Genomic DNA, 26161 nt, shown 5'->3' on the forward strand with positions numbered 1-26161 from the left:
ACAGTTAAGGGTATCGACTTTAACTTAGTCGGAATTTTGATATAAAAACCTTAACTTCAATTTACTCCCTCCATCCATCCACAATATCAGCCCAGTCCTGCATCATTTTTCTACGATCTGATAAGTATTTAGCATGGTTATACGACGCACGGGTTTTATTTTCATCAGCATGGGCTAGTTGGGTTTCGATCCACTTTTCATCATAACCAAGCTCATTAAGCAGGGTGGATGCTGTGGCTCTAAAATCATGAGCTGTGACATTCTGCATGATGTACTGTAGCGCTCTATTAATTGTAGTCGCCGGCATCATGCCGCCATTATAGACCCCCTCAAAAACATACTTCTTGCGGCCAGTAAGTTTCTTTTGCTTAATCAGAAGTTGATAAACCTGCTCAGACATTGGAACCACATGCGTTCTATTTTTCTTGGTTAGACGCATACCTTTTTTTAGCTGTTCTCGCGTCTGCTTTTCAAAAGTAATAGTCCTTTCCTCAAAATCAATAAATGACCATTGAAGTCGGCGCACTTCAATTGTGCGAAGCATGGTATAGAACAAAAATAAAATAGAATTAACAGTTGATTCAGCACCGCCATAACTATCGATTCGCGCTCTAAATACCTTTCGTTCAGTTAAACTTAATGGTCTTGCATGCTCAACATCAGGTCGTGCAATAACTTCGCGTACCGCATATGTCGGATCGTTCTCAGCTCTTAGTGTCGCAATGGCATACCTCATCACAGAGCCAATCTTCTTTCTGTTTTCAATTGCTGTTACTTCGCCAGTGCCACGGTTATCCTGACCCTTAACGCGCTTTACTGTATTTTGCATGATCTTCAAAACGTCAGCAGAGGTCACATCTTTAATATTTTTATGTCCGATGACTTTGTAGATATCCTTTTCCATTGCCCGATGAAAAGCGTCGATATAAGTTTGTGATTTATCCTTTAGGCGATCCGCAGCATATTCCTTTGCGATTGCCTCAAAACTGTTTTCATCACAAAGCAGGGCAGCCTTTTCTTGTTGGCGATGCACAGCTGGATCAATGTTGTTGGCAAGCAGTGATTTGATTTCATCTTGCTTTTGACGAGCCTCGGCTAAGCTTACGATAGGATATTCACCAAGACTGATCATTGAGGCTTTTCCTGCATAACGATAGCGCACACGCCACAGTTTTGTCCCGGTCGAACGAACCTCAATACACAGCCCACCCTGATCAGCAATACGGTATGCTTTTTCCATTGGTTTTAGTTTTTTTAGCTTGGTATCGTTAAGCATGTGAGTAACGCAAGAGATTAAATATTGTTACTCACTATATTACTCACAAAAGTGATTAATACAATTTAATTCTATTTTATGGTATTTAACTGGAAAGGCTTGATAATAAAGAGATATGGATTTTGATTTAATAACATTTTACAGTATTTAATTATTATGATAATTCTCGATCATTAAAAGCATGAGCTTAACCTATTGAAATTAATGCACTTAACTGTGCTAATGTGGTCCAGATCGTACTTTATTTATACGTGTTGCAAGCACTTGCCTGACACAACTAAATCATTGATTTCATTGTGTGAAAATAAAGCACTCTTCATCATAGCAAAAAATAGCCCCATTCGGCGCAACAATTTCGCTCAATTTATTGGCTTTAAAAACCTGTAGAAAATTAAATAAAATTTTATAATGATTTAAAAGACTTATTTCATAAGTCATTTTTTACTCAGTTCCATATTGTAGATTCCAGCAATTAAATTGAATCTTAAACCCAGTCTTTTTCCTCGATTACGATATCGCTCAGCAAGGATTTTGAAGGTTTTTAAACTGCCAAATACATGCTCAATCCCAATTCTTCTTTTGTTGATTTCTTGATTATAGATTTTTAGTTCAGGATTCAATTTACAGCGCTTTTTTGCTTTTAATGGCAATAGGCTATTTGGATACACTGAGTAAATCCCTTGATAGCCTTTATCTGCAAGGATAAAGGCACCTGCCGGAATCTGATGCAAGTTTCGTTTGAAGAGTGCGAAATCATGTACAGCACCACGACTCGTGCATAAACTCAGAATTTGTTGAGTTCTATAATGAATGATGGCCTGTACTTTGAAAGTATGTGCCTTCTTTTTGCCACTATAGCTTTTCTTCTGTTTTTTTAGGTCTTTGTATTGGAATTTCTGTGGCATCAACAATCACCACGTTCCAGTCGATGCCTTCGCCCTTAGGTAAATGCTTCGGTAAATTAAATAGATTAGACTTGATCAGGCAGTCCTCTACATGACGGACAATTCTTGAAGCAGTCGGCTCTGACACACCATAACTAGTTGCAACATGGAACAATGTTCGATATTCACGCCAATAACTTAAGCACAGAAGGATTTGATCTTCTATGCTTAATTTGGTGGGTCTACCTTTAGCAGGAACATGCATTTTCAGTTGTTCCACCATTAAATCAAAGGTTGACCATGAGATGCCTGTGTATCGCTTAAACTGTGTTTCAGAAAGCTTCTTTGAATCGATGTATTTCATCCGCAGATTATGCATGAATATTTAAAATTCTTCGGTACAAATAATCAGCAAGAGACTGTTTGTTTTTTGATTTATGAAAGAGGCCTAAAGTAATAGGCTTACTCATAGAAAGATTTAAAAGGCTATTTTTTAGAGTAAAACTTAAAAATGAAAAAATTAAGGTCAAAGAGAGGTAAAATGCTTGATGAAAAAAACATCACTTGAATAATTAAGCTTTATATAAACTTTTCTATTGAAAGTAGATTTGAAGAAAATGCCTCATAATAGGCATACAATCCCAAATGAATCGCAAAATTTTCTTTACTGATATCTACTAAAAAAAGCTCAATTTTTAGCCAAAAACAAGTAAAAATATAACAAAAGTAAGAAAAAGCAGCATATTTGCTATAAAAAGCTATGTTTCTTATACATTTTTATAGATACATGCACTATTTAGGTGCGCTAAAAAATAAAGCTGAAATAAAATAAATGAAGAATGCTTGAATATAGTGCATTTAGTTTTGCAGCTAGTATAATAGCCGCAAAGTATTTTTGTCACTTCATGATTTCTTATAAAGATTTCAATATTTTATCTATACTTTTAAAAGTTGGTACGGTAATTGCTTAATAACTATCAACTGCTAACACGCACTTCACGGGTGCAACAAAAACATCGGAGCAAAATGAGCATGGCGAACAAGGTCCTTCAACTCATACAAGAAAGTGGCGCAAAATGGGTCGATTTTCGCTTTACTGATACCAAGGGTAAAGAGCAACACGTCACTTACCCAGCAGACAGTATTGATGAAGATACATTTGAAGACGGCAAAATGTTTGACGGTTCTTCAATTGCAGGTTGGAAAGGCATCGAAGCATCGGACATGATTTTACGTCCGGATGCGGCAACAGGTTTTATCGACCCGTTCTTTGCAGAGCCAACAGTTGTTGTAACTTGTGACGTAATCGAGCCATCAACTGGTCAAGGTTATGATCGTGACCCACGTTCGATTGCGCGCCGTGCAGAAGAATATTTGAAATCTACCGGTATCGGTGACACTGCATTCTTTGGTCCAGAACCAGAATTCTTCGTATTTGACGAAGTAAAATGGGAAATCGACATGTCTGGCGCGCGCCATACATTGATCGCTGAAGAAGCTGCTTGGTCAACTAACAAAGACTACGAAGGCGGTAACTCTGGTCACCGTCCACGCGTAAAAGGCGGTTACTTCCCAGTTCCTCCTGTAGATTCTTCACATGACATGCGTGCAGACATGTGTGCGCGTATCGAAGACATCATGGGTCCAGGTCGTGTAGAAGTACATCACCACGAAGTTGCTTCTTGCCAGTTAGAAATTGGTGTGAGCTTCAACACTATGGTGCGTAAAGCAGACGAAGTTCAACAGTTCAAATATGCGGTTTGGAACGTTGCGCATCAATATGCAAAAACAGCAACCTTTATGCCTAAACCAATGGTTGGCGATAACGGTTCTGGTATGCACGTGCATATGTCGATCTCTAAAGACGGCAAAAACCTGTTTGCTGGTGATGAATATGCAGGCCTTTCAGAAATGGCGTTGTACTTCATCGGTGGTGTAATTAAACATGCCCGTTCTTTGAATGCGATCACTAACCCTTCTACAAACTCGTATAAGCGTTTGGTTCCACATTTCGAAGCACCGATTATGCTTGCTTACTCAGCGCGTAACCGTTCTGCATCTATCCGTATTCCTTACGTGTCTAGCCCGAAAGGCAAGCGTATTGAAGCGCGTTTTCCAGATCCAATGATGAACCCGTACCTAGGTTTCGCGGCATTGTTGATGGCTGGTCTTGACGGTATTCAAAACAAGATCCACCCAGGTGAAGCTGCTGACAAGAACTTGTACGATCTTCCACCGGAAGAAGAAGCAAAAATCCCTACAGTGGCGCATAGCCTGGATATGGCGCTTGAAGCACTTCAAGCGGATCATGATTACCTGTTAAAAGGTGGCGTGTTCACGAAAGAAATGCTTGATGCTTATATCGAGCTTAAAACTGAAGAAGTTCGTCGTCTAAACACGACTACTCACCCAGTTGAATTTGATATGTACTACAGCTTGTAATTCATCACGAATTAAAGCGAAGAAAACCCGCGCATGTCGCGGGTTTTTTTGTATCATCTATTTATAATTTTAAATGATTGATGGGCTTAAATGGCACAACGTAAAAAGCACACCAGCTTTTATCCATGGATTGATCCAAAAGATCATGACAAAGGTTTCAAACTGAATTTCTCTGAAGTGACTTATCTTGAAGTGCGGCGGACTCCCGAGGGTTATAAGCAGGCTCAATTTGTGGCGCTGAAAAATCCTGAAATGGCGATGAATTATGCTTATCCAGAATCATTTTATTTGAGTGCTGAAGGTTTTATTTTAATTAAAACCCCACAAGGCAAATATGAAATCATTGCAAAAACAGATAACTGTTAACAATGAATAGTCGTTCTAGAAATCAAAATCAGCGTGTGTTGCTGTCAACTCTGCCTGTTGAGTTAAAACCGTGGCTGTATGCATCGGGTTCACTCACGCAACAACTGACCGATTTGGCGCAAGGACAATTCCATGTCGAGCCAATTCAAGAGCATTTTCAGCGTTTAAGCTTTGCCAATGCCAAATGGATGCAGATGTCACATCAGCATACTTCCTGGGTGCGTGAAAGTTATCTCTACGGCTCGGAACAGTCTCCTTGGGTGAAAGCCAAAAGCATCTTTCCGATTTTAAGCCTGCAAAAAAAAGCCCGAATTTTTCAGCATATTGGCACCAAACCGATTGGCTGGTTTCTGTTTCAGCGCACTAATCCACTGTGCCAGCGCCGGGTAGTACTTTTAGATGAGGGCTGGACCCGTCAGAGCTGCTATACTTGGCACGGCTGTAAATTTATCGTACAAGAAACATTTTTACCGGCATTTGAACACTTTATACAAAATTCACGGGCTTGATTTTTATGGCAACCGCACAAGCAATCACCTGGCGTGAGCGTCTTAGCGCCTATTATTATCTTTGTCGTTTTGATAAACCGATTGGGACTGAACTGGTTTTTTGGCCTACCATGTGGGCGCTGTGGATTGCAGCTCAGGGCATGCCACGTATTGAAATTTTAATTCCCATGATTTTGGGTGTGATTTTTATGCGGGCGGCAGGCTGTGCCATTAATGATTTTGCTGACCGTAAAGTCGATGCACATGTGGAGCGTACTAAAAACCGCCCATTAGCGACCGGGATTATCAGTGCCAAAGAGGCCGTGATGGTATTTCTGGTTTTGGTGGCTGCCAGTGCCTGCTTGCTATTTTTTCTGCCAATCGAAACTTTTTACTGGTCATTTGGGGCTTTGTTTCTAGCGTTTATTTATCCTTTTATGAAGCGCTATACCCATTTGCCTCAAGTCTTTCTGGGAGCAGCATTTTCCTGGTCGATTCCGATGGCTTATACCGCAGTTGGGCAAACGCCGGATTTAACCTGCTGGCTTTTATATTTTGGCAATCTGGCTTGGACTGTAGCCTATGATACGCAATATGCAATCGCAGATCGTGAATACGATTTAAAGATTGGGGTGAAATCAACCGCGATCTTATTTGGTCGGCATGATATTCAGATCATTAGCGCTTTGCAGGCTAGTAGTATTTTATTGATAGGTGCTGCATTGTGGCTAGAAAATTTATTGCTTCCATTTGGTCTGGCTGCATTAATTGTTGTTGCTCTTGATTTTATTTACCAATGGATAAAAACACGTGATCGGGATCCTCAATGGTGTTTTTGGGCGTTTAGGCATAACCGCTGGATTGGACTGATTATTTTTGCAGGAATACTACTGGCTTTGAGGTAGTGACTGTCTATCGACTGAGAAAAAAGCGTCCTATAAGGATGCTTTTGTTATTGCCTAATCTATAAGGCTTGAGCTATGACTTTATTTTGTTATATTGGGCAGTGTAATTAAATGACGAAATTAAAGCAGGTTTGTTATGTCCGAACAGCCACAGCCCCGCAGTGTCAAAAAGTTATTGATCTTCGGTACGCTTGCACTTTGTATTCCGGTATTTTTAATTAGTATGGCATTTCTTGCAGTGAATAGTGATGCTAAAAATCAGGAAAAATACAAGCAGCAGCAGGCAGATATGATTGCACGTATTGAAGCACGAGAAGCTGCGGAAAAGCTCAAAGCAGAGCAGGATGCTAACGCAAATTCAACACAAGCTGCGTCTGAAAGTAGTGCAACAGTACCTTAATCTATCTAAAATCCCTTTGCACTTATCTAATACTGCAAATGTCTGTGTAGTAGATAGTTCATCGTTTGTCGAAAACTATTTCACTTGATTGTAGATATTTGATATTTCGTAACTAAGCAATCCGAACTCTAAAACAGAAAAATATAGCCATCAATCATACGATCGGTGGCTATATTTAAATCATCTTAAAGCAATTCTTCGCGCAATTGCTCAGGAGATTTAATTGAAAGTAGGGCGGGTGCTACATCTAGGGCTGTTTTAGCACCATATTGCTGAGTTTGATTCAGGCGGTAGCAGGCACGGGCATAAGCCACTAGAACACTTGCAGTAAACTCCGGATTGCTATTCAGCTTTAAAGAAAACTCAATCACCTGTTTTTGTGCATCACTGGTATTACCACTACGAATGACAAAACCGCCATGTGGCATATCTTCGTGATCTTTCAGTAAAGTTTCCTCACTGATAAAATTCACAGTCGTATTATAATCTGCAAAATAATCAGGCATGCTGACGATGGTTTGTTCAACTGTTGCTGCATCAGCTCCTTGTTCCAAGACCACATAACAGTCACGATGATGTTTATCTTTGGTGCTTAACTCAGGTCGTGCGCCACTGCGGACTTGTTCAATAGCATCAGTGGATGGAATAGTATATTGCACACCGGCTTTTACACCCGGTACACGGCGGATCGCATCTGAATGGCCTTGACTTAAGCCTTTACCCCAAAAAGTATAAGTTTCGCCATCTGGTAATAGCGCTTCACCAAATAAACGGTTAATCGAGAACATGCCAGGATCCCAGCCAATAGAAATCATGGCTGTTTTTTTGTTAGCAAGGGCGGGTGCATCGACTGCAGCATAGTATTCCGGAATACGTGCATGCGTATCAAAACTATCTACAGTATTGAATTTACTTGCAAAGATAGGCGCCTGTTGTGGCAAGTCATCTTTAGAGCCGCCACAAAGAATCAGCACATCAATTTTATCGCTAAACTCATTTAATAGTGCATCCATGCTATACACTTGAGTTTCTGCAAAGCAAGGAGAGACGCTGCTTGGTGAGCGGCGAGTAAAAATACCGACAAGCTGCATATCAGGATTTTTCTGGATGGCAGATTCAACACCGCGGCCAAGATTACCGTAACCCGCGATACCAATACGAATAGAATTTTGCATAAATAAACGATCACTGAATAAAAAAACAACGCCAAAAATAAGCAAGGTGATGATGGCCGGAAATGGAACAGGCCAATCAGGTCATCTGACTTATATTTTGTTTTCGAAAGGATTATAGAGCGATAATTTAAACTTTATCACCCTAATCCTGCAGAAAGGCAGGTTTAACTGAGAATGCTTGTGATGAGACGCTAAATTGGACGAGGATAGGTTAATTTTGAAGTATGAAAAGCTGCCGAGAAATTAAAAGCGGAGCAGGAGGCTTTGATCAATCCAATTCAAGCTGCACCGGAAAGTACCGCAATTGCAGCTTAACTTATCTTAAATTCCTTTGCAGTTGTCTGATAGTTGGAATCTGGGTGTATCGAATCACGGTATAGCCTGCTGCAATCAGCATGGCATCGCGTTCAGCATCTTCCTGTTCTTTGCCAATATGGCTCGGATCATCCAGTTCGACAATTGCTACTACATTATATTCACGATCAAGTACTACGAAGTCTGTGACTTTGCGATTAAATTGATTGCGCATTTTCATCTGATCGTGCGTGATCAAAGCGCTAAACGCGACTTGTGCCAGAATGTGATGATGAGGAAAGGCATCTTTCAGACGTGTAAACATCCTGCTTTCAAAAGCAGTAATGACGCGCTTTGGATAGAATTTCTTTTGACGGGTGAAGAGATGTGGGAAGAGCAGGCAAACTAATGCAAATGTTGCCAGGCAGCCAATCACAAAAAATATAAACTGACTCAAATTAAACACAGATCACAAAAGGGAAGAATAAAAAAACCCACTTCGCAATGAGTGGGTTTCTTCAGAATCTTGGCTCTCCCACCTGGGCTCGAACCAGGGACCTGCGGATTAACAGTCCGTCGCTCTACCGACTGAGCTATGGGAGAATAGATTGGCTCTCCAACCTGGGCTCGAACCAGGGACCTGCGGATTAACAGTCCGTCGCTCTACCGACTGAGCTATTGGAGAATCTGACAGCGATTATAGAGAGATTTGAAAAGGGGTCAAGGCACTTTTAGAAAAAAGCTGCAGAAATTGAATCAAGTGTTTTAAAAATAGTCGAAAAGGTTTGTAGTTCAAACTGTTATGTTTATGTAAACCGGTTCTAATAACAAAATCGTGATCAGCCTTAATTTTGATAAGTGATCTGGAGCATAAGAAATGAGCGGTTGATCGCGCATATAAATCAATATGATCTCAATTTAAAAAATACAGCTATAAAAAAACCCACTTCGCAATGAGTGGGTTTCTTCAGAATTTTGGCTCTTCCACCTGGGCTCGAACCAGGGACCTGCGGATTAACAGTCCGTCGCTCTACCGACTGAGCTATGGAAGAATAGATGGCTCTCCAACCTGGGCTCGAACCAGGGACCTGCGGATTAACAGTCCGTCGCTCTACCGACTGAGCTATTGGAGAATCTGATCGGCATTTTAGGGATGAATAACCAGGTCGTCAATCAATTAATGTAAAGAAATGAATTGTTTGCTTCATAAATATTCATTTAGAGCCTAAAAATAAAAAAATCACCCGAAATGGGTGATTTTTTTAGCAAAGAAATAAAAAATTATTTCTCAACACCTGCAGGCTGACCTGCATATTTCGCATTTGCATAATCCCAGTTTACTAGGCTTTCTAGGAAAGTAGAGATGTACTTAGGACGAGCATTACGGAAATCGATGTAGTAAGCGTGTTCCCAAACGTCAATCGTCAACACTGCAATTTTACCGTGCGCCATTGGCGTATCAGCATTTGAAGTTTTCATGATAGAAAGCTGACCGTTTACTTCGTCAGCCACTAACCAAGCCCAACCTGAACCAAACTGAGTAGTTGCAGCAGCAGCAAATTCTTCAGCAAATTTTTCATAAGAACCGAAAGCTTCGTCAATTTTTGCAGCCAAAGTACCAGTTGCTTTACCGCCACCGTTTTTAGCCATACAGTTCCAGTAGAACGTGTGGTTCCAAACTTGAGCCGCGTTATTGAAAACACCTGCTTTAGAAGCATCACCAGCAGTTGCTGTAATAATTTCTTCTAGAGTTTTGCCTTCAAGCTCAGTACCAGCGATCAGGTTATTCAGGTTAACCACATACGTATTGTGGTGTTTGTCGTGATGGTATTCTAAAGTTTCCTTGCTGATGTGTGGAGCAAGATCTTCGTAGCCGTAAGGTAATGCTGGTAAAGTAATGGTTGTCATGTTCTCAATTCCTTGCATTTTGCTGGGTTTTAACAATAAGTGGCTTTATTGTAATAGATAATCGGGCAGAAATGGGCATCGTGTATAAATAACAATACAGAATAAAGCCTGAAAATATATGAATAAAGCCACTGATCATAACCGTCAGTCGAATTAAATCGGATTGTTTAATTCGAAATAATCATACTCAATATTAAACTGTTCTGAAATAGCCTTGCCAAGGCGTTGCACACCGTATTTTTCAGTCGCATGATGGCCACAAGCATAATAATGCACATTCAGTTCCTGAGCTTCATAAAAGGTGCGTTCGCTCACTTCACCTGAAATATAGGCATCACAATCTTGTAGTGCCGCTTTTTGAATATAATCCTGCGCACCACCGGTACAGAAACCGACTTTATGGATTTGAGTTTTTTCAGCAGGAAGATGAATCGCATCAAAGCCCAGCTTTTCTGAAACATAATTTTTAAAATCTTCCGGACTCATTGGCTGTTTTAAATAGCCAATATTGCCAATTGGACGTTTCTCACTCGGATCAAGCTGTTCGATATTTTCGAGTTCTAATAAATCCGCAATGGCGGCATTATTTCCCAGTGTTGGATGACTGTCTAAAGGCAGATGATAGCCAACCAGTGAGATATCATGTTGAATCAGGGTTTTAATGCGTTTACCACGCATTCCCGTAATCGGATAGGCTTCTCCTTTCCAGAAATAGCCATGATGAACCAGCAATAAATCTGCGCCTTGCTCAATTGCAGCTTCAATTGCACTCTGGGAGGCGGTCACGGCACAGAGGATTTTATTCACTTCGGATTTGCCTTCAATCTGCAAGCCATTCGGTGCATAGTCCTTAAATTCACGTGCTGCCAAAGTCTGGTCACACCATTGAATAATATCGTTCAAATTCGCCATAAAATTCCTGTAAGTTTAAAAACTTGCCCATATTTATCTATAGGTCTAATTGTAACTAAAGCTGCACAAATCTCTGTGGAATTTTTTGTGTTTAGTTATGTATTTAGCATTACAATAGGACACAAATTACTTAGTCATCAACGAATTAAAATATTTTAGAGGATAGCAACGTGCGCCGTACCTTTACATGGTTACCCTGGGTGTTACTGATTTTAGTCATTATCGGTTTTTTGGGGTGGCAACAACTACAAAAACCAAAGGCACCAGTTGCGCCAGATGGCGTCAAAATGCCTGCTGAAAAAGTAGAGCCGTTGATTGATACGTCGCGCTCAGGAGGCGTGGTCTCCTACAGTGCTGCTGTAAAAGTGGCAGCCCCGGCTGTCGTGAATATTTTTACTACCCAAAAAGTCAAGCAACAGGCGCATCCTTTACTGACCGATCCGGTATTTCGTGAATTCTTTGGCGATCAGTTGCCTGACCAGTATGGACAAAGCCCGAATGAAAACAGTTTAGGTTCGGGTGTAATTGTACGTCCAGACGGTTATATCCTGACCAATAACCACGTGATTGCGCAGGCCGATCAGATTGTAGTGGCTTTGCAGGATGGACGTCGTGCCGAAGCTAAAGTGGTCGGAACTGACCCGGATACCGATCTGGCCGTGATCAAGATTGAACTGACGCAATTGCCAGTTTTGCCATTTAAACTCAGTGGCAATGAAGTCGGTGATGTGGTTCTGGCCATTGGTAATCCTTTTGGTGTTGGGCAAACCGTGACGCAGGGGATTATCTCGGCAACGGGCCGTTCAGATTTGGGTATCAATACCTATGAAGACTTTGTACAGACCGATGCTGCAATTAACCCAGGTAACTCGGGTGGTGCGCTGATTGATGTCGCCGGTAATTTAATTGGTGTGAATACTGCAATCTTCTCGCAGTCTGGTGGTTCGCTGGGGATTGGTTTTGCCATTCCGGCCAAAATCTGTCAGCAGGTGATGAATGCCATTTTGAAAGATGGCCGTGTGGTTCGTGGCTGGTTAGGGATCAGCTTATTACCTGCAGAGCGTGATGATGTCCTGCAACCCAAAGAAAAAGGTGTGACGGTCGCAGAAGTGCTACCGGATGGACCTGCTGCCAAGGCTGGAATCCAGCGTGGCGATAAGATTATGAAAGTAAATGAGGAAGAGATTAGTTCTGCCTCACATCTGATTAATTTTGTGGCCTTGCAAAAGCCAAACAGTACCATTCAGATTGAAATTGAGCGGGCAGGAAAAACCATGATCCTAGAGGTTGTGGTGACTGAACGTAAGGCACAAGACAGTGCTTCACAATATATTCCTCTGCCAGGCCAATAAGTTTGATTAAAAAAAATCCCTCATGATGAGGGATTTTTTTTATACTTTCTTTCAGCATGTTCTGATACAAAAGTGAAATATTAAGCGTTTTATAAATCATTTAGCTTAGTGAAATAACATTAAAAGAGAAAATAAAAATGAATTTTATGACGGCAGATCAGGCCAAAATTTTATCTAATGTTGCTAACCTGAATATTGAAATGTATAAGCCACGTCTGGCGCAACTGATTGAAGATAATGCCCGGCAAGGCAATACAGCGGTACTGACAGTTTTTCCCAAACATCTGCCTTTGGAAGAAATTCGGGGTCTTTCGGCAGAGCTGACTGAGCTCGGTTATAACGTGCGTTTTGAGGTACAGGAATTTTATTATAGCTTTAATGTCTACTGGCTATAATTTTATCAATTGTTCAAAAATACTTCTATTCAGGCATATATCTTGCTGCGTTCATCTCATAGTTAAAATATGAGAGTGATATGTCTTTATCTATTCATCTTGCAGCACAGGCAGATGCACCTTATATGGTGCTTTCGTCCGGATTGGGCGGACATGCCAGTTTCTGGAATCCTCAAATTAGAGTTTTACAGCAGCATTTTCATGTAGTCACTTATGATCAGGAAGGCTGTCATTCAGATTCTGAGCTATTGCCCACGTCTTATTCGATCGACCATATGGCCGGCCAGATTCTGGATTTATTGATCAATGATGGCATTCGAGAGTTTCATTTCATCGGGCATGCATTGGGCGGACATATCGGCATGCAATTAGCGACCTATCAGGCTGAAAGAAAGTTTAAGCTACTCAGTCTGACCATGTTAAATGCTTGGGGAGAGCTGGATGCTCATACTCAGAAGTGTTTCGAAGCCCGGACTTCGTTATTGCTCAATAGCGGGGCAGAGGCATATGTGAGAGCACAGGCTTTATTTCTTTATCCGCCGCAGTGGATTTCAACCCATATTGATCAGTTAACCGAAGCAGAAAATAAGCAGCTCCTTGACTTTCCACCGATCCAAAATGTTCTGGCACGCCTACAAGCCGTGCAGGCTTTTAAACTGAACACAGAGCATCAGCAAGCATTAAAAGATGTTCCTATACATCTAATTGCCAATCAGGATGATTTTCTGGTGCCTTATCAACGGTCACAGCAATTACAGCAATGCCTGCCGCATAGTCATCTCAGTTTACTCGCTACAGGTGCACATGCTTCCACCGTGACCGAGACAGATCAGGTGAATCAACTGATCCTTTCCTTCCTGATTTCCCCTTAGTTTGAAGATTTTTTTAAAGCCAGACCTCGTGTCTGGTTTTTTATTTTTTCTAATCAATCATTTTTGTAGCATCAGCATGGTTTTTACTTCGAATTGATGCATGAACTGCAAATGCAAAAATTGCTACGAGTGCACTTGAATGAAACAATATGTTCAAAATTGACTCATAGGTAAAAATGGTTATTTTACTAAAAATTCAAAAAATAAAATATTAAGTAATTGATAATTGTAAATTAAATATAGTTGGCACACGCTTTGCAATGTTTATCTTGTAAATAAAATTCCCGAAGTGGAATCAGAATTTTGAATAAGTGTTAAAAATAATGAGGTGTGAAAATGAAAATAGGTGTCTTCTGTCCAATCGGAAATAATGGCTGGTTACTCTCTGAAAATGCACCGCAGTACATGCCGACTTTTGAGTTAAACAAACAAATCGTACAGCGTGCTGAGCACTATGGTTTCGATTTCGCACTTTCTATGATCAAGCTGCGTGGCTTTGGTGGCAAGACTGAATTTTGGGAACATAACCTGGAAACGTTTACCCTGATGGCAGGTCTTGCGGCTGTCACCAGCAAAATTAAAATTTTCGCAACTGCCGCAACTCTGGTGATGCCACCTGCAATTGTCGCGCGCATGGCATCAACCATTGATTCGATTTCAAATGGCCGTTTTGGTCTGAATGTCGTAACTGGCTGGCAGCCACCTGAATATACCCAAATGGGTATGTGGCCAGGTAATGACTATTTTGGCAAACGCTATGAATATCTGTCTGAATATGTACAAATTCTGCGTGAACTTTGGGCGACTGGTAAATCAGACTTTAAAGGCGAACATTTCCAGATGGAAGATTGCCGTGTTAGCCCACGTCCACAAGCCGACATGAAGATTATCTGTGCAGGTCAATCTGATGCAGGTTTAGAGTTTTCTGCACAATATGCTGACTATAACTTCGTGTTTGGTAAAGGCCTGAATACTCCAACAGCTTATGCAGAAATTAATGACCGCCTCAAAGAAAAAACAGATGTGACTGGCCGTGATGTACAGACTTATGTGCTGTTTATGGTGATTGCTGCAGAAACTGATGAAGAAGCGCAAGCCAAATGGCAGCACTATAACGATGGTGCTGATATGGAAGCGATTAACTGGCTGATGAATCAAGGCGGTAAAGATACCACTTCCGGTGCAGACACCAATATCCGTCAAATGGCTTCTAGCGTATCTCCAGTGAATATCAATATGGGTACGCTGGTGGGTTCTTATGAAAATGTGGCACGAATGTTGGATGAAATTGGTGAGATCAAAGGTACGGAAGGCGTACTACTAACTTTTGATGATTTTATTCAAGGGGTTGAAGACTTTGGTCAAAAAATCCAGCCGCTAATGAAATGCCGTGATCATATTGTCATTGAAGATGAAGCGCCAGTTTTGGAGAAAAGCGCATGAGTGAATCAGTCGTAACAGCCGGTTTTACGGAAAAACTCGGCACAGGAAAAACGCTTAAAGCGGAACCCGAAGCGATTTGTCTTGCACCAGAACAGACAGCCTTGATTGTGATTGATATGCAAAATGCCTATACCTCTCAGGGTGGCTATCTGGATCTGGCGGGCTTTGATGTCTCGAAAACCAAGCCCGTGGTTGAAAATATTAAAAAGGCCGTTGATGCCGCACATGCAGCCGGTATTCAGGTGATTTATTTCAAAAATGGCTGGGATGCAGAATATAAGGAAGCGGGTGGTAAGGACTCTCCAAATTTCCATAAATCCAATGCCTTAAAGACCATGCGTAAACGTCCTGAATTACAGGGGCAATTGTTAGCAAAAGGTGGTTGGGATTTTGAGCTGATTGATGAGTTAAAACCACTGCCACAAGACCTGGTGATCGAAAAGCCACGTTATAGCGGTTTCTTTAATACCGCGCTGGACAGCATGTTGCGTGTAAGAGGAATTCGCAATCTGGTCTTTGTGGGGATTGCCACCAACGTGTGTGTGGAGTCGACACTACGTGATGGCTTCTTCTTAGAATATTTTGGTATCGCACTTGCTGATGCCTGCCATCAGGCCGGTCCAGTCGAAGCGCATGAAGCCAGTCTGTATAACATCAAGACTTTCTTTGGCTGGGTATCAGATACCAAAAATTTTGTAGAGACCTTTCAAAAAGAAAGTGAGTCACTAAAAGAAACTAAATTAGCTGTAAGCGCATAAAGAATTAAAGAACAGAATTAAGGAAAAAATAGTATGCCTAAAGAAATCATTATTCCAGCAGGAACATCGAAACCATTAGCACCGTATGTACCGGCAACCAAGGCAGACAATATCGTGTATGTATCCGGTACATTAGCTTTTGATGAAAATAATAATGTGGTGCATGTCGGTGATGCCGCAGCACAGACCCGTCATATTCTGGAAACTATCAAGCGTGTGATTGAGGAAGCAGGCGGCAGTATGGATGACGTGACCTTTAACCATGTCTTTGTCAAAGACTGGGCAGATTATGCTGCGATTAATGCAGTTTATGCAGAGTATTTCCCGGGAGATAAGCCGGCACGGTATTGCGTACAGACAGGTTTAGTCAAACCTGATGCGCTGGTCGAAATTGCTTCGATTGCCCATGTATAAGTCGATCTACCTGATTCAATCTCATTACTAGATGCCCCAGGTCTGAAACTGAATATTGACTTGGGGGCGGGAGAACAGCATGAATGCCAAACTATCTAAAATCATCACAGAAACAGTTGCAGAAAATAACGCATTAAATAAGGTTTTGGCGACTAACGCATCAGATGACATCTTTACCCAAGTTGATCAGCAGATTTTCCGTCAAGGCATGTCCAATCTCGGGGCTGCAGTCAATGTCATTACCACGCAAGGTGAGGCAGGACAGGCAGGATTTACTGCCTCAGCCGTATGTAGCGTGACGGATGCACCACCAACGTTGCTGGTGTGTCTGAACCGTTCTGCTTCAGTTTATGAAACCTTTAAAAAGAATCAGGTGTTGTGTGTGAATACCCTGGCATCACATCAACAACATCTTTCCAATCTGTTTGGTGGAAAAACACCAATGGCAGAGCGTTTCAGTCAGGGGAACTGGAAAACTTTGGTGACCCAGTCACCTGTACTTGAGGATGCCTTAGTCAGTTTTGACTGCGAGGTGGTCCAATGTTTATCCGTAGGCAGTCATGACGTGCTGTTCTGTGAGGTGAAAGCGATGTGCCAGAGTCAAGGCAATGCGCTGATGTACTTCAACCGTTCTTACTGTGAGCCACACAAAATGTGCTAATTCAATTCAATCCTAATCAAGGAGGGGAAGCCGATGCAAGAAAAAGAAACGTGGTTTCCAAAATTTAAGCCTTACCAAGGCAATCTCGATACCACACCCGTGCAAACAGATGAATATCTGCCTGCTGGGAAAAGTATTATTCTCGGGTTACAGCATGTGTTTGCGATGTTTGGGGCAACCGTGCTGGCGCCACTTTTAATGGGGTTTGATCCCAATCTCACGATTTTTATTACCGGGATTGGCACCATTTTATTTTTCCTGATCACTGGCGGTCGATTGCCAAGTTATCTGGGGTCTAGTTTTGCCTTTATTGGCGCCGTGGTGGCGGTCACAGGCTACTCCGGAGCAGGGGCGAATCCCAATATCGGGCTGGCGCTTGGCGGTACCATTGCTTGCGGTATTGTCTATGCCTTGATTGGTCTGCTGGTCATGAAAACCGGTACCAACTGGATTGAAAAACTGATGCCGCCAGTAGTGACAGGCGTGATTGTGATGATCATTGGTTTGAACCTGGCGCCAGTCGCAATTAAGAGTGTTTCAGCGAACCAGTTTGATTCCTGGATGGCATTAATCACCATTATCTGTATCAGTGTGATTGCTGTGTTTACCCGAGGAATGGTACGCCGTCTGTTGCTGTTATTGGGCTTATTGTCTTCCTATCTGATTTACTTCCTTTTCACAAACGTCATGGGCTTCGGATCTGCGATTGATTTTACCAAAGTCAGTGAAGCAGCATGGTTTGGTTTGCCGAATTTCCAGAGTCCGGTCTTTGAAATGAATGCCATGCTGATGATTGCACCAGTGGCCATTATTCTGGTTGCAGAAAATCTTGGGCACTTTAAAGCGGTATCCGCAATGACTGGTAAAAATCTGTCGCCGTATATGGGACGCGGTTTCTTTGCAGATGGGGTTTGTACTTCATTATCCGCTTCTGTCGGCGGTACCGGGATGACCACTTATGCTGAAAATATCGGTGTGATGGCAGTGACCAAAGTGTACGCCACCACCGTATTTATTTTTGCCGGGATCTTCGCTATTTTGCTGGGACTTTCACCTAAATTTGGTGCGGTGATCAGTACCATTCCAGTAGCTTTATTGGGTGGTGCATCGATTGTGGTCTTCGGGTTGATTACCGTGGCTGGTGCCAAAATCTGGGTGGATAACCATGTTGATTTTACCAAGAACAGTACCCTGATTATTGGTGCGGTGTGTCTGATTATGGGGACAGGTAATTATAGCTTGCAGATTGGTGGTTTCGATTTGGGTGGTATCGGTACTGCGACTTTGGCTGCGATTTTGTTGAACCTGTTCCTAAATCGTGGTGAAGATAAAGAATTGCCTGAACCTGCATCGACCGCAACAGAAGTTGAGGTTAAGCCAGTCGCTTAATATAAGGAGTATTTTTTGAGTCATACAGTTGCATTTTTAGGACTTGGGGCAATGGGCTGGCATATGGCCTCCCATTTGCCAAAACTCGGACATCCGGTTTGGGTCTGGAACCGGACTGAACAGAAAGCGCTAGATCATGCTCAATCTTTCAGGACTCAGGCAGTGGGTATTGAACAGGCGGTTCAGGCAGATTTTATTTTTTCTTGCTTGCCGACCAGTCAGGATGTAGAGAAGCTAATTGCTGCACATCCACCTAAACCGGGTGCAATCTGGATTGACTGTACCAGCGGTGTACCAGAATCGGCCCAAAAACTGGCAAATCGATTGGAGCAACAGGGAAGCTATTACCTGGATGCTCCGGTATCTGGTCAGACTGTTGGGGCAGAAAAAGGCACTTTAACCGTGATGGTGGGAGGAAGTGAATCTGCCTTTACGCAAGCCAAACCGGTCATTGCTGCTTTTGCTGGGTTGATTGAATATGTGGGAGAAAGTGGTTCCGGTTTTGCAGTGAAAGCCATTAACAATACTTTGATGGCTACGCATTTATGGGCGCTGGCTGAAGGCTTAACTGTACTGAAAGGGCAGGGAGTTGACTTAAGCAGTGCGTTGAACTGTATTAATCATTCCAGTGGTAAAAGTAGCATGTCGGAAAATATCATGGCGCAGCGTGTACTGAGCCGTGAGTTTCATAAAACCTTTGCGCTGGATTTATTGCAGAAAGATATTGGTATTGCTTTAGAACTGGCGCAACAGCAGCAACTGGATTTATCAGTGATGTCTTTGGTGCAACAACAGTTTCAGCAGATTGCCAGACCTCAGGCCAGCCAGCTGGATTTTTCCGCTGCGGTACAAGGATTGGAACAACGTACGCAAATTGAATTAAGGGGATAAAGTTTTTATTAAAACCTGTTATTAAGAGAAATAATTAATTTTCAATTAAGTTCATCGCAATAGATTTCTTTATCTAAAATATAAAAATCCGGGGATTTAAAATTCCCGGACTTTTATTTCAATTGCTTTAAATAGCCTAAGCAATTTTAAAACTATCTATCACTTTAATTACCAATCTGCATTCATCTCTTAATTCTACTGATTCGTTTCATATTCCTGAATCACTTCAAGTGCAGCACGAAAGGCTTCCTGGGTTGCTGGTGCGCCGCAGTAAGGCAGGCTATGCAGCAGCACTTCCTGAATTTCCTCAACCGTTGCGCCGTTATTTAAGGCACCTCGCACATGGCCTTTTAGTTCAGTAGGACTTTTTTGAGCTGTAAGGAAGGCAATGGTAATTAAAGAGCGGTATTTACGCGGTAACACACCTTCACGTTGCCAGGTCGAACCCCAGGCATGTTCATTAATCCAGTCCTGTAATGGCTGGGTAAATGGAACGGTATTTTCCTGAGCACGCTTCACAAAGCTTTCACCCATCACTTCAGTACGGACTTTCAAGCCATTTTCATAATCTTGTTGTGACATTGTCTACCCTCAATTTTCTTATAGGGCTAGCTTAGTACTTTCCATCCAAAATACCATCGTGCAATAGTCGTAAAAAAGTGGCTGAAAAGCCACTTGTGAAGCTTCCAGAGTAAAGTAATAAAATGACTTCACTCTGGAATTTATGACACCTTAACTTCAAGTTTTATTTAAGGAGATACTGAGTGTGAAGGATCAGTTTGCACTGAAGTATCCGTTCCTTTGGCATCTTCCTTGATGAGATACGGATTCTCAAGCTCCAATACTTCCTGCAAATGCAGATCAAATACATCGGTCAACATGCTGTCATAACGGCGCGCATTATAGTGCAGCAGTTTTTCTGCTTCCTGATCATTAATAAAGCCTTGTAGCTGTGCATCTGCCACATGCTCTGCAAAGCTTAAACCCTTGAACTGGTCTTTATTTTCTGCTTTTTTAAAGCGATCCCACAGCTGTTCAATGTCCAGCAACATGGTGAAAGTAGATTCCATACGGCCGGTGACATCATGTTCATGAGTATTGTAATAGACATGTTTTTTCAAGACCTGGCGGAAAGCATTGTCTTCCATCATACTGTTCGCTACCTGCTGTTTCAGCTGGTCTGATGGTTTCTGTACCGGACGGCCAAATGGGAAGCATAACAGTTTGACCATGCCTGCTGCTGCACCTGATGGAAAGTTGGCAAACAGGTCAAAAAAAGCTTCTTGCGCTGTATATAGAGATTTTTCTAATGCAAGCTGTGCATGTAAACGCTCATCTTCAGTCTTTTTGCTATGCTCAAAAAATTTGAGAATTGAGGAAGCAATAAACAGATGTGCATGAATATCGGCCAGACGACCCGAAAGCATTTCCTTACGTTTGATATCCCCTGCGAGTAATCCTAGACACATATCCGCAGTTAAAGCAAAGTTGGCACTCAGCCGGTTAATGATCTTGTAATAAGGACGGGTAAAGTCAACAGCACTTTGCGGCGCAGCATTGGAGCCACCTGTAAAGGCATAGGCAAAGGAGCGAGCAGTCCGGTTAAAGGTGTAACCCAAATGCTTAAACAGCAAGTTATCAAAAGGATTTAGAGCCGCTGCCGGATCTTCTGCTTGTAAGAGCTGTAATTCTTCATAAAGATAAGGATGGCAACGCATTGAACCCTGACCGAAAATCATCAGGGAACGACTAAGAATATTGGCGCCTTCAACCGTAATGGAGACTGGAATTGCCTGATAATAAGGCGCCAGAAAGTTACGCGGACCCATCTGAATGGCGCGGCCACCGACCACATCCATACCGTGATTGACCACTTTACGCATGCCTTCTGTCGCATAATATTTGGCAATCGCTGTCATTACGGCAGGCTTGCCGCCCTGATTCAAACCACAGGTGACCAGATAACGGAAAGCCTCCAGCATATAGGTATCACTGGCGATTTCACTGGTGGCTTCCTGAACACCCTCAAACTTACCAACTGAAATTTTGAACTGCTGACGGATGCGAGAGAAAGCGCCGACATTTAAATAAGTCATTTCTGAAGTAGAAGTAGACAGCGCTGGTAGGGAAATGCCACGACCGACTGCCAAACATTCCATCAGCATGCGCCATCCTTTACCGGCATTTTTTACGCCACCAATAATCCAGTCCAGTGGAATAAAGACATCTTTACCTTCCACTGTTCCATTCATGAATGGCGGTCCCGGGTTATGCCGTGGTCCCACTATTACGCCTTCATGACTGGCAGGAAGCAGGGCACAGGTAATGCCATATTCAGTCTGTTCACCCAAAAGATGATCCGGATCATACATTTTAAAGGCCAGACCCACCACTGTCGCAATTGGTGCCAAAGTAATCCAGCGTTTGGAAAAATTCATTCTCAGACCGAGTACTTCCTGACCTTCAAACTGGCCATAGCAGACTACACCGGTATCAGGAATCGCACCAGCATCGGAACCGGCCTCCGGACTGGTCAAACCGAAACAGGGAATTTCTTCGCCTCGCGCCAGACCCGGCAGATAACGGTCTTTCTGTTCTTCGGTACCATAATGCAGTAACAGCTCGCCTGGTCCGAGTGAGTTCGGTACCATACAACTCACGGCTGTGGTCAGAGATCGCGAAGCAATCTTGCTCATCACCCGACTTTGGGCAAAGGAGCTAAAGGCACGACCGCCGTATTCTTTGGGAATAATCAGGCCTAAGAAACCATGTTCCTTAATATATTGCCAGACATGATCAGGCAGCGCTTTCTGCTCATGGATTTCCCATTCATCCAGCATGCTGCACAAGGTCTCAACCTCATTGTCCAGAAAAGCTTGTTCTTCTAGCGATAATTTGGGATAGGGATAACTGTTAAAGGTTTCCCATTTCGGTGCACCCATAAACAGTTCTTTTTCCCACCAGCTGGTTCCGGAGTCCAGTGCTTCACGTTCTGTCGGGCTGATACTCGGCATGGCATTGGCCAGTGCTTTATAGGCCGGTTTAGAAATGAACGACATACGTAAAGGGTCGATCATCACCACAAGGCTAATCAGGATCAGCGGAATGCCGAGAATAAGTGACCATGGGCTAATAAAGGCACAGACTACTGACATGACAATTAGTGCAATTGCACCCGCGCTACGAGAGAGCTGAAAATAGAAAACCGCCCATAAACTAAGTAATAGCAGTAGTACAGCAAATATAAATAGCATTGTTATAGTTCTCCAGATTTATACAACGCTGCCTGTGCCGAGATCTCATAGAATTTTTGTCACAGTTCATTCATTTTTTTTGTCGCTTGAGGATCGGACAGGTTCAGCATTGCACGTGTGAGAATGATCGTTTTCAAGTCTTGCAACGATATTTTTAAATCTTTCATCTATTTATGAGATTGTTTGAAAAATGCTCAGTCTTCAAGTGAGAACGCGCAAAGAAATGTGAAGATAAGTAATGACTTAATCTTATCTAAAATAAAAAATGGGGGTTTAACACTCAGTAAAAATTTAAATTGAAGAAATAAAAAAACCCTCTACAAGAGAGGGCTTTTATTTCATTGGTTTAAACAGGATTAAGCTTCAATGGCCTGAACTGCAATTTTTTTGGCAGGATCCACTTTACGACGCACTGCTGGTACAGGTTCGCCGTAGTATTGGCGGTCGGCAAAGTAGCTTGAACGAACCATTGGTGCTGCCCAGATATTACGGAAGCCCAGTTTTTGACCATGTTCGGTATAACGCCCGAATTCTTCAGGTGTTACGAAGCGGTCAATCGCTGCATGTTCTTTTGAAGGCTGCAAATACTGACCAATGGTTACATAGTCCACGCCATGCGCATGTAAATCATCAAGCAGGGCAAGTACTTCTTCTTCAGTTTCACCAATACCCACCATCAGACCACATTTGGTTGGTACGTCCGGGCAGTATTCTTTAAACATTTTCAGCAGGTTTAAAGAGTGTTGATAGTCAGAACCTGGACGCATGGCTTTATATAAACGCGGTACAGTTTCGATATTGTGGTTAAACACATCTGGCGGACATTCAGTCATGATACGCAGCGCGATATCCATACGGCCACGGAAGTCCGGCACCAGAATTTCGAGTAAGGTATTTGGGCTTAGAGCACGTGCTTCTTTAATACAATCGACAAAATGCTGTGCACCGCCATCCAGTAAATCATCACGGTCTACCGAAGTGATTACCGCATATTTCAAACCCAGGTTGGCAATGGTCTCAGCCATATGACGCGGTTCATCTGCATCCAGTGCATTTGGACGGCCATGAGCCACATCACAGAATGGACAGCGACGGGTACAGATATCACCCATAATCATAAAGGTCGCAGTACCGCCACCAAAACATTCAGGCAGGTTTGGACAGGCGGCTTCTTCGCACACCGTATGTAATTTTTGCTGACGTAATGTAGTTTTAATACGTTGAACTTCTTCAGGTGCCGCCATTTTCACCCGGATCCAGTCCGGCTTGCGTGGCGTTTCAACCGTAGGAACAACTTTTACAGGAATGCGGGCAACTTTTTCCGCACCGCGAAGTTTGACGCCCTGTTCAGGTTTACGGTTTTCAGACATATTCAACTTTTCCACTGTTTTTGAAGGGGGAGATACTCAAAGATAGCGCAGTTATTATAACGGACTTCGTTCTAAATAGGGCAAAAAGGGGTATTCATTTAAAAAATGTTCTTATCAAGCAATATATGTGAGTTAAATACACCAAATCAACAGGATTTACGTCATAATAAGAGTGTAGATTAAAGTGAATTTTTTAATTTTGAGGAGCGTTGAATGCCACGTAAAAAAGAGGTCGTTAGTGGGACTTTCGTTAAATATGATGCGGTAGTTCTAGGTTCGGGCCCTGCGGGCGAAGGCGCGGCAATGAAACTTGCCAAATCTGGTAAGCGTGTTGCAATCGTTGAGATGCGTGAACAGCTGGGTGGTAACTGTACCCATGTCGGTACGATTCCAAGTAAAGCATTGCGTCAAACAGTATCCAGTATTATCCGTTATCAACGTGATCCACTGTTTCAAAAAGTTGGGGACTGGAAGCAGTTCACTATGAAGCAAGTGTTGCGTCATGCACATAAAGTTATTCAACAACAAGTAGATACACATTCACGTTTCTACGACCGCAATAAAATTGATATTTATCATGGTCGTGCCTACATTCAGGATCAAAATACCATTTTTGTATTTAACCCAGATGGCATTAAAGAAACGCTGATGTTTAAGCAACTGGTCATTGCCAGCGGCTCGCGTCCATATCGTCCAGACATTCTTGATTTTAATCATCCACGTGTATTTGATTCAGACAAAATTCTGGATCTGGACTATTCCATCCAGAAAATCATCATTTATGGCGCAGGTGTAATCGGTTGTGAATATGCCTCGATCTTTATTGGTTTGGGACATAAAGTTGACCTGATCAACACCCAACACAAACTTTTAAGCTATCTGGATGATGAAATCTCTGATGCGCTGTCTTATCACTTGCGTGAACAGGGTGTGCTGATTCGTCATAATGAACAGATCGACTTTTTAGAAACATTTGACGACCATGTGGTGATGCACACGCAAAGCGGCAAGAAAATTAAAGCCGACGCGATTTTGTGGTGTAATGGCCGTTCAGGCAATACCGATGGTCTAGGCCTTGAAAATGTCGGCCTGAAACCGAACAGCCGTGGTCAATTGACTGTGAATGATCAATATCAGACTGAAGTAGAAAATATCTACGCTGCCGGTGATGTAATCGGTTGGCCTTCACTAGCCTCTGCTGCCTATGACCAAGGTCGTTGCGCGGGTGCCAATATGAGCGGCGAGAAAGACGTTGCGCCGGTGACTGATATTCCAACCGGGATTTACACCATTCCTGAGATTTCTTCGATTGGTAAGACTGAACAGCAGCTGACTGAAGAAAAGATTCCGTATGAAGTCGGTCAGGCATCATTCCGTCATTTGGCACGTGCACAGATTACCGGAGATACTATGGGCGAATTAAAGATTCTGTTCCATCGTGAAACACTGGAAGTTTTGGGTGTACATTGCTTCGGTAATAATGCCTCTGAAATTATCCATATTGGTCAGGCAGTCATGAACAGCCCGAACAATACCATCAAGTACTTCGTAGAAACCACGTTTAACTATCCGACTATGGCTGAAGCGTATCGTGTAGCCACACTGAATGGTATGAACCGTTTATTCTAAGTGAGATATTTGACTTAGACAGAAAAACCGCAAGTCTTCACTTGCGGTTTTTTTATTGGAAGTGATTAAGTCAGTCAAGTTGATCAAATCGAATTTTTAAGCCGCCATTTTTCGGCATTCTTCAGCACAGCGGCGGCATGCTTCGGCACATTGCTGACAATGTTCATCTTCATGATGACCACATTCTTCTACACAGTAGTCACAGGCTTTCGCACAAAGTTCACATATTTCATGCATGAATGGAGATTGCTTTTGTTCCATACGGGCACACAACTGACAGATATCTGCACAGTCCAGACAGCGCTGGATACACTCCCGCATCATCTCCAGATCTTCTTCTTTAAGACAGGCACTGGCACAGTTGGCACAGGCCAGGGAACAGTTCATACAGGTTTGAACACAATCTGAAAATTGAAGCTGATTCATTGTCGTTTCCTCTTTCCATAGGTTTGTTGCTGATTTTCTAATAAGCTAAGCAGAAAAAGGAAAATACACTAGGTAGATTAGGTGAGGAAAAGTAAACAGCTACTTTGTTTTGTTAGAGATCTACTGGATCATGAGCGATAGTTGGAATTAATTTTTTTATTTGAAAATAAAAAACCATTGAGGCGGTCAAAGTCTCAATGGTGGAAGATCGACATGATGAATCGTAATTTTTGAAGGGTTAAACTAGCTCTACCTTT

At 42.5% G+C, this 26161-nt stretch carries 26 protein-coding genes and 4 tRNA genes; 15 read left to right on the forward strand and 15 right to left on the reverse strand.

Going from position 1 to position 26161, the window contains the following annotated elements; translation table 11 throughout:
• Positions 1-61 precede the first annotated feature (61 nt).
• The 3 genes from F995_RS08670 to F995_RS08680 form a co-directional block, all read right to left on the reverse strand.
• Positions 62-1276, reverse strand: a complete 1215-nt coding sequence (locus F995_RS08670) for a tyrosine-type recombinase/integrase (RefSeq protein ID WP_004646474.1) — start codon at positions 1274-1276, stop codon at positions 62-64.
• A gap of 434 nt (positions 1277-1710) precedes the next feature.
• Positions 1711-2181: an IS5/IS1182 family transposase gene (locus tag F995_RS08675; protein WP_004646477.1), complete on the reverse strand. Its 471-nt coding sequence runs from the start codon at positions 2179-2181 to the stop codon at positions 1711-1713.
• On the reverse strand, positions 2129-2524 hold the full coding sequence (locus F995_RS08680; RefSeq protein WP_004646478.1) for a transposase family protein: 396 nt from the start codon (positions 2522-2524) through the stop codon (positions 2129-2131). Before F995_RS08680 ends, F995_RS08675 begins: the two co-directional genes overlap by 53 nt.
• 662 nt (positions 2525-3186) lie before the next feature.
• On the opposite strand from F995_RS08680, the gene glnA reads away from it, so the two are divergent.
• The 5 genes from glnA (at position 3187) to F995_RS08705 (ending at position 6761) form a co-directional block, all read left to right on the forward strand.
• Complete coding sequence (gene glnA, locus F995_RS08685) at positions 3187-4602, forward strand: type I glutamate--ammonia ligase (RefSeq protein ID WP_004279641.1); 1416 nt, start codon at positions 3187-3189, stop codon at positions 4600-4602.
• Between the two features lie 90 nt (positions 4603-4692).
• The gene (locus tag F995_RS08690; protein ID WP_004646480.1) at positions 4693-4968 is read left to right on the forward strand and encodes a hypothetical protein; all 276 of its coding nucleotides are present in this window, start codon (positions 4693-4695) and stop codon (positions 4966-4968) included.
• A 2-nt stretch (positions 4969-4970) separates the two neighbouring features.
• Positions 4971-5477, forward strand: a complete 507-nt coding sequence (locus F995_RS08695) for a chorismate--pyruvate lyase family protein (RefSeq protein ID WP_004279643.1) — start codon at positions 4971-4973, stop codon at positions 5475-5477.
• Positions 5478-5482: 5 nt separating this feature from the next.
• The gene (ubiA, locus tag F995_RS08700) at positions 5483-6361 is read left to right on the forward strand and encodes a 4-hydroxybenzoate octaprenyltransferase (protein ID WP_004646481.1); all 879 of its coding nucleotides are present in this window, start codon (positions 5483-5485) and stop codon (positions 6359-6361) included.
• Between the two features lie 136 nt (positions 6362-6497).
• On the forward strand, positions 6498-6761 hold the full coding sequence (locus F995_RS08705; protein WP_004646482.1) for a hypothetical protein: 264 nt from the start codon (positions 6498-6500) through the stop codon (positions 6759-6761).
• Between the two features lie 185 nt (positions 6762-6946).
• On the opposite strand, the gene F995_RS08710 is transcribed toward F995_RS08705, so the two are convergent.
• From F995_RS08710 to F995_RS08745, 8 genes are all read right to left on the reverse strand, one after another.
• Entirely contained in the window at positions 6947-7936 is a 990-nt protein-coding gene (locus F995_RS08710) for a diaminopimelate dehydrogenase (protein ID WP_004646483.1), read from the reverse strand.
• Positions 7937-8252: 316 nt separating this feature from the next.
• The gene (locus F995_RS08715; RefSeq protein WP_026055767.1) at positions 8253-8696 is read right to left on the reverse strand and encodes a DUF2726 domain-containing protein; all 444 of its coding nucleotides are present in this window, start codon (positions 8694-8696) and stop codon (positions 8253-8255) included.
• A 61-nt stretch (positions 8697-8757) separates the two neighbouring features.
• A tRNA-Asn gene (locus tag F995_RS08720) sits at positions 8758-8833 on the reverse strand.
• Positions 8834-8839: 6 nt separating this feature from the next.
• Positions 8840-8915, reverse strand: a tRNA-Asn gene (locus F995_RS08725).
• Between the two features lie 291 nt (positions 8916-9206).
• Positions 9207-9282: transfer RNA gene (locus F995_RS08730), tRNA-Asn, on the reverse strand.
• 5 nt (positions 9283-9287) lie between these two features.
• A tRNA-Asn gene (locus F995_RS08735) sits at positions 9288-9363 on the reverse strand.
• Positions 9364-9511: 148 nt separating this feature from the next.
• On the reverse strand, positions 9512-10138 hold the full coding sequence (locus F995_RS08740; protein WP_004646486.1) for a superoxide dismutase: 627 nt from the start codon (positions 10136-10138) through the stop codon (positions 9512-9514).
• A gap of 153 nt (positions 10139-10291) precedes the next feature.
• The gene (locus tag F995_RS08745; RefSeq protein WP_004279653.1) at positions 10292-11050 is read right to left on the reverse strand and encodes a Nif3-like dinuclear metal center hexameric protein; all 759 of its coding nucleotides are present in this window, start codon (positions 11048-11050) and stop codon (positions 10292-10294) included.
• A 170-nt stretch (positions 11051-11220) separates the two neighbouring features.
• On the opposite strand from F995_RS08745, the gene F995_RS08750 reads away from it, so the two are divergent.
• The 9 genes from F995_RS08750 to F995_RS08790 all read left to right on the forward strand — a co-directional run bounded on the left by F995_RS08750 (position 11221) and on the right by F995_RS08790 (position 19225).
• Positions 11221-12402 carry a S1C family serine protease gene (locus F995_RS08750; protein ID WP_004646487.1) on the forward strand — a complete coding sequence of 394 codons (1182 nt, stop codon included), beginning with the start codon at positions 11221-11223 and terminating at the stop codon, positions 12400-12402.
• Positions 12403-12539: 137 nt separating this feature from the next.
• A complete protein-coding gene (locus F995_RS08755; RefSeq protein WP_004646488.1) occupies positions 12540-12797 on the forward strand; it encodes a hypothetical protein in 258 nt (85 codons plus the stop codon).
• An 80-nt stretch (positions 12798-12877) separates the two neighbouring features.
• Positions 12878-13669: a pyrimidine utilization protein D gene (gene rutD, locus F995_RS08760; RefSeq protein ID WP_004646489.1), complete on the forward strand. Its 792-nt coding sequence runs from the start codon at positions 12878-12880 to the stop codon at positions 13667-13669.
• Positions 13670-14005: 336 nt separating this feature from the next.
• Complete coding sequence (gene rutA, locus F995_RS08765) at positions 14006-15112, forward strand: pyrimidine utilization protein A (protein WP_004646490.1); 1107 nt, start codon at positions 14006-14008, stop codon at positions 15110-15112.
• Positions 15109-15870: a pyrimidine utilization protein B gene (gene rutB, locus F995_RS08770; RefSeq protein ID WP_004646492.1), complete on the forward strand. Its 762-nt coding sequence runs from the start codon at positions 15109-15111 to the stop codon at positions 15868-15870. Before rutA ends, rutB begins: the two co-directional genes overlap by 4 nt.
• A 33-nt stretch (positions 15871-15903) precedes the next feature.
• Entirely contained in the window at positions 15904-16284 is a 381-nt protein-coding gene (rutC, locus tag F995_RS08775) for a pyrimidine utilization protein C (protein WP_004646493.1), read from the forward strand.
• 145 nt (positions 16285-16429) lie between these two features.
• Positions 16430-16945, forward strand: a complete 516-nt coding sequence (gene rutF / locus F995_RS08780) for an NADH-dependent FMN reductase RutF (RefSeq protein WP_370940775.1) — start codon at positions 16430-16432, stop codon at positions 16943-16945.
• 33 nt (positions 16946-16978) lie between these two features.
• Entirely contained in the window at positions 16979-18334 is a 1356-nt protein-coding gene (gene rutG / locus F995_RS08785; protein WP_004646496.1) for a pyrimidine utilization transport protein G, read from the forward strand.
• Positions 18335-18385: 51 nt separating this feature from the next.
• Positions 18386-19225, forward strand: coding sequence for an NAD(P)-dependent oxidoreductase (locus tag F995_RS08790; RefSeq protein WP_004646497.1), 840 nt, complete (start codon positions 18386-18388; stop codon positions 19223-19225).
• Positions 19226-19420: 195 nt separating this feature from the next.
• Here F995_RS08790 and F995_RS08795 read toward each other — a convergent pair whose 3' ends face one another.
• The 3 genes from F995_RS08795 to lipA form a co-directional block, all read right to left on the reverse strand.
• A complete protein-coding gene (locus F995_RS08795; RefSeq protein WP_004646498.1) occupies positions 19421-19807 on the reverse strand; it encodes a carboxymuconolactone decarboxylase family protein in 387 nt (128 codons plus the stop codon).
• A gap of 167 nt (positions 19808-19974) precedes the next feature.
• A complete protein-coding gene (locus F995_RS08800) occupies positions 19975-22479 on the reverse strand; it encodes an acyl-CoA dehydrogenase (RefSeq protein ID WP_004646499.1) in 2505 nt (834 codons plus the stop codon).
• 356 nt (positions 22480-22835) lie between these two features.
• Positions 22836-23849, reverse strand: a complete 1014-nt coding sequence (gene lipA, locus F995_RS08805) for a lipoyl synthase (RefSeq protein ID WP_004646500.1) — start codon at positions 23847-23849, stop codon at positions 22836-22838.
• 213 nt (positions 23850-24062) lie between these two features.
• Between lipA and sthA the strand changes: the two genes are divergently transcribed.
• Positions 24063-25478, forward strand: coding sequence for a Si-specific NAD(P)(+) transhydrogenase (sthA, locus tag F995_RS08810; protein WP_004646501.1), 1416 nt, complete (start codon positions 24063-24065; stop codon positions 25476-25478).
• 96 nt (positions 25479-25574) lie between these two features.
• Here the strand turns inward: sthA and F995_RS08815 are convergent, their stop codons facing one another.
• Positions 25575-25904, reverse strand: coding sequence for a four-helix bundle copper-binding protein (locus F995_RS08815; protein WP_004279668.1), 330 nt, complete (start codon positions 25902-25904; stop codon positions 25575-25577).
• Between the last annotated feature and the right edge of the window lie 257 nt (positions 25905-26161).

The organism is Acinetobacter sp. CIP A162 (assembly GCF_000367905.1).
Classification (GTDB): Bacteria; Pseudomonadota; Gammaproteobacteria; order Pseudomonadales; family Moraxellaceae; genus Acinetobacter; species Acinetobacter lwoffii.

What these genes read in the sequence shown, in the direction of transcription:
- ubiA (WP_004646481.1), top strand. Translation starts at nt 5,483, where the DNA reads ATGGCAACCGCACAAGCAATCACCTGGCGTGAGCGTCTTAGCGCCTAT.
- rutA (WP_004646490.1), top strand. Translation starts at nt 14,006, where the DNA reads ATGAAAATAGGTGTCTTCTGTCCAATCGGAAATAATGGCTGGTTACTC.
- rutB (WP_004646492.1), top strand. Translation starts at nt 15,109, where the DNA reads ATGAGTGAATCAGTCGTAACAGCCGGTTTTACGGAAAAACTCGGCACA.
- F995_RS08795 (WP_004646498.1), bottom strand. Translation starts at nt 19,807, where the DNA reads ATGTCACAACAAGATTATGAAAATGGCTTGAAAGTCCGTACTGAAGTG.
- rutC (WP_004646493.1), top strand. Translation starts at nt 15,904, where the DNA reads ATGCCTAAAGAAATCATTATTCCAGCAGGAACATCGAAACCATTAGCA.
- F995_RS08690 (WP_004646480.1), top strand. Translation starts at nt 4,693, where the DNA reads ATGGCACAACGTAAAAAGCACACCAGCTTTTATCCATGGATTGATCCA.
- F995_RS08815 (WP_004279668.1), bottom strand. Translation starts at nt 25,904, where the DNA reads ATGAATCAGCTTCAATTTTCAGATTGTGTTCAAACCTGTATGAACTGT.
- glnA (WP_004279641.1), top strand. Translation starts at nt 3,187, where the DNA reads ATGAGCATGGCGAACAAGGTCCTTCAACTCATACAAGAAAGTGGCGCA.
- F995_RS08800 (WP_004646499.1), bottom strand. Translation starts at nt 22,479, where the DNA reads ATGCTATTTATATTTGCTGTACTACTGCTATTACTTAGTTTATGGGCG.
- sthA (WP_004646501.1), top strand. Translation starts at nt 24,063, where the DNA reads ATGCCACGTAAAAAAGAGGTCGTTAGTGGGACTTTCGTTAAATATGAT.
- F995_RS08695 (WP_004279643.1), top strand. Translation starts at nt 4,971, where the DNA reads ATGAATAGTCGTTCTAGAAATCAAAATCAGCGTGTGTTGCTGTCAACT.
- rutG (WP_004646496.1), top strand. Translation starts at nt 16,979, where the DNA reads ATGCAAGAAAAAGAAACGTGGTTTCCAAAATTTAAGCCTTACCAAGGC.
- F995_RS08670 (WP_004646474.1), bottom strand. Translation starts at nt 1,276, where the DNA reads ATGCTTAACGATACCAAGCTAAAAAAACTAAAACCAATGGAAAAAGCA.
- F995_RS08675 (WP_004646477.1), bottom strand. Translation starts at nt 2,181, where the DNA reads ATGCCACAGAAATTCCAATACAAAGACCTAAAAAAACAGAAGAAAAGC.
- rutD (WP_004646489.1), top strand. Translation starts at nt 12,878, where the DNA reads ATGTCTTTATCTATTCATCTTGCAGCACAGGCAGATGCACCTTATATG.
- F995_RS08790 (WP_004646497.1), top strand. Translation starts at nt 18,386, where the DNA reads ATGGGCTGGCATATGGCCTCCCATTTGCCAAAACTCGGACATCCGGTT.
- F995_RS08710 (WP_004646483.1), bottom strand. Translation starts at nt 7,936, where the DNA reads ATGCAAAATTCTATTCGTATTGGTATCGCGGGTTACGGTAATCTTGGC.
- lipA (WP_004646500.1), bottom strand. Translation starts at nt 23,849, where the DNA reads ATGTCTGAAAACCGTAAACCTGAACAGGGCGTCAAACTTCGCGGTGCG.
- F995_RS08705 (WP_004646482.1), top strand. Translation starts at nt 6,498, where the DNA reads ATGTCCGAACAGCCACAGCCCCGCAGTGTCAAAAAGTTATTGATCTTC.
- F995_RS08680 (WP_004646478.1), bottom strand. Translation starts at nt 2,524, where the DNA reads ATGAAATACATCGATTCAAAGAAGCTTTCTGAAACACAGTTTAAGCGA.
- F995_RS08745 (WP_004279653.1), bottom strand. Translation starts at nt 11,050, where the DNA reads ATGGCGAATTTGAACGATATTATTCAATGGTGTGACCAGACTTTGGCA.
- F995_RS08755 (WP_004646488.1), top strand. Translation starts at nt 12,540, where the DNA reads ATGAATTTTATGACGGCAGATCAGGCCAAAATTTTATCTAATGTTGCT.
- F995_RS08740 (WP_004646486.1), bottom strand. Translation starts at nt 10,138, where the DNA reads ATGACAACCATTACTTTACCAGCATTACCTTACGGCTACGAAGATCTT.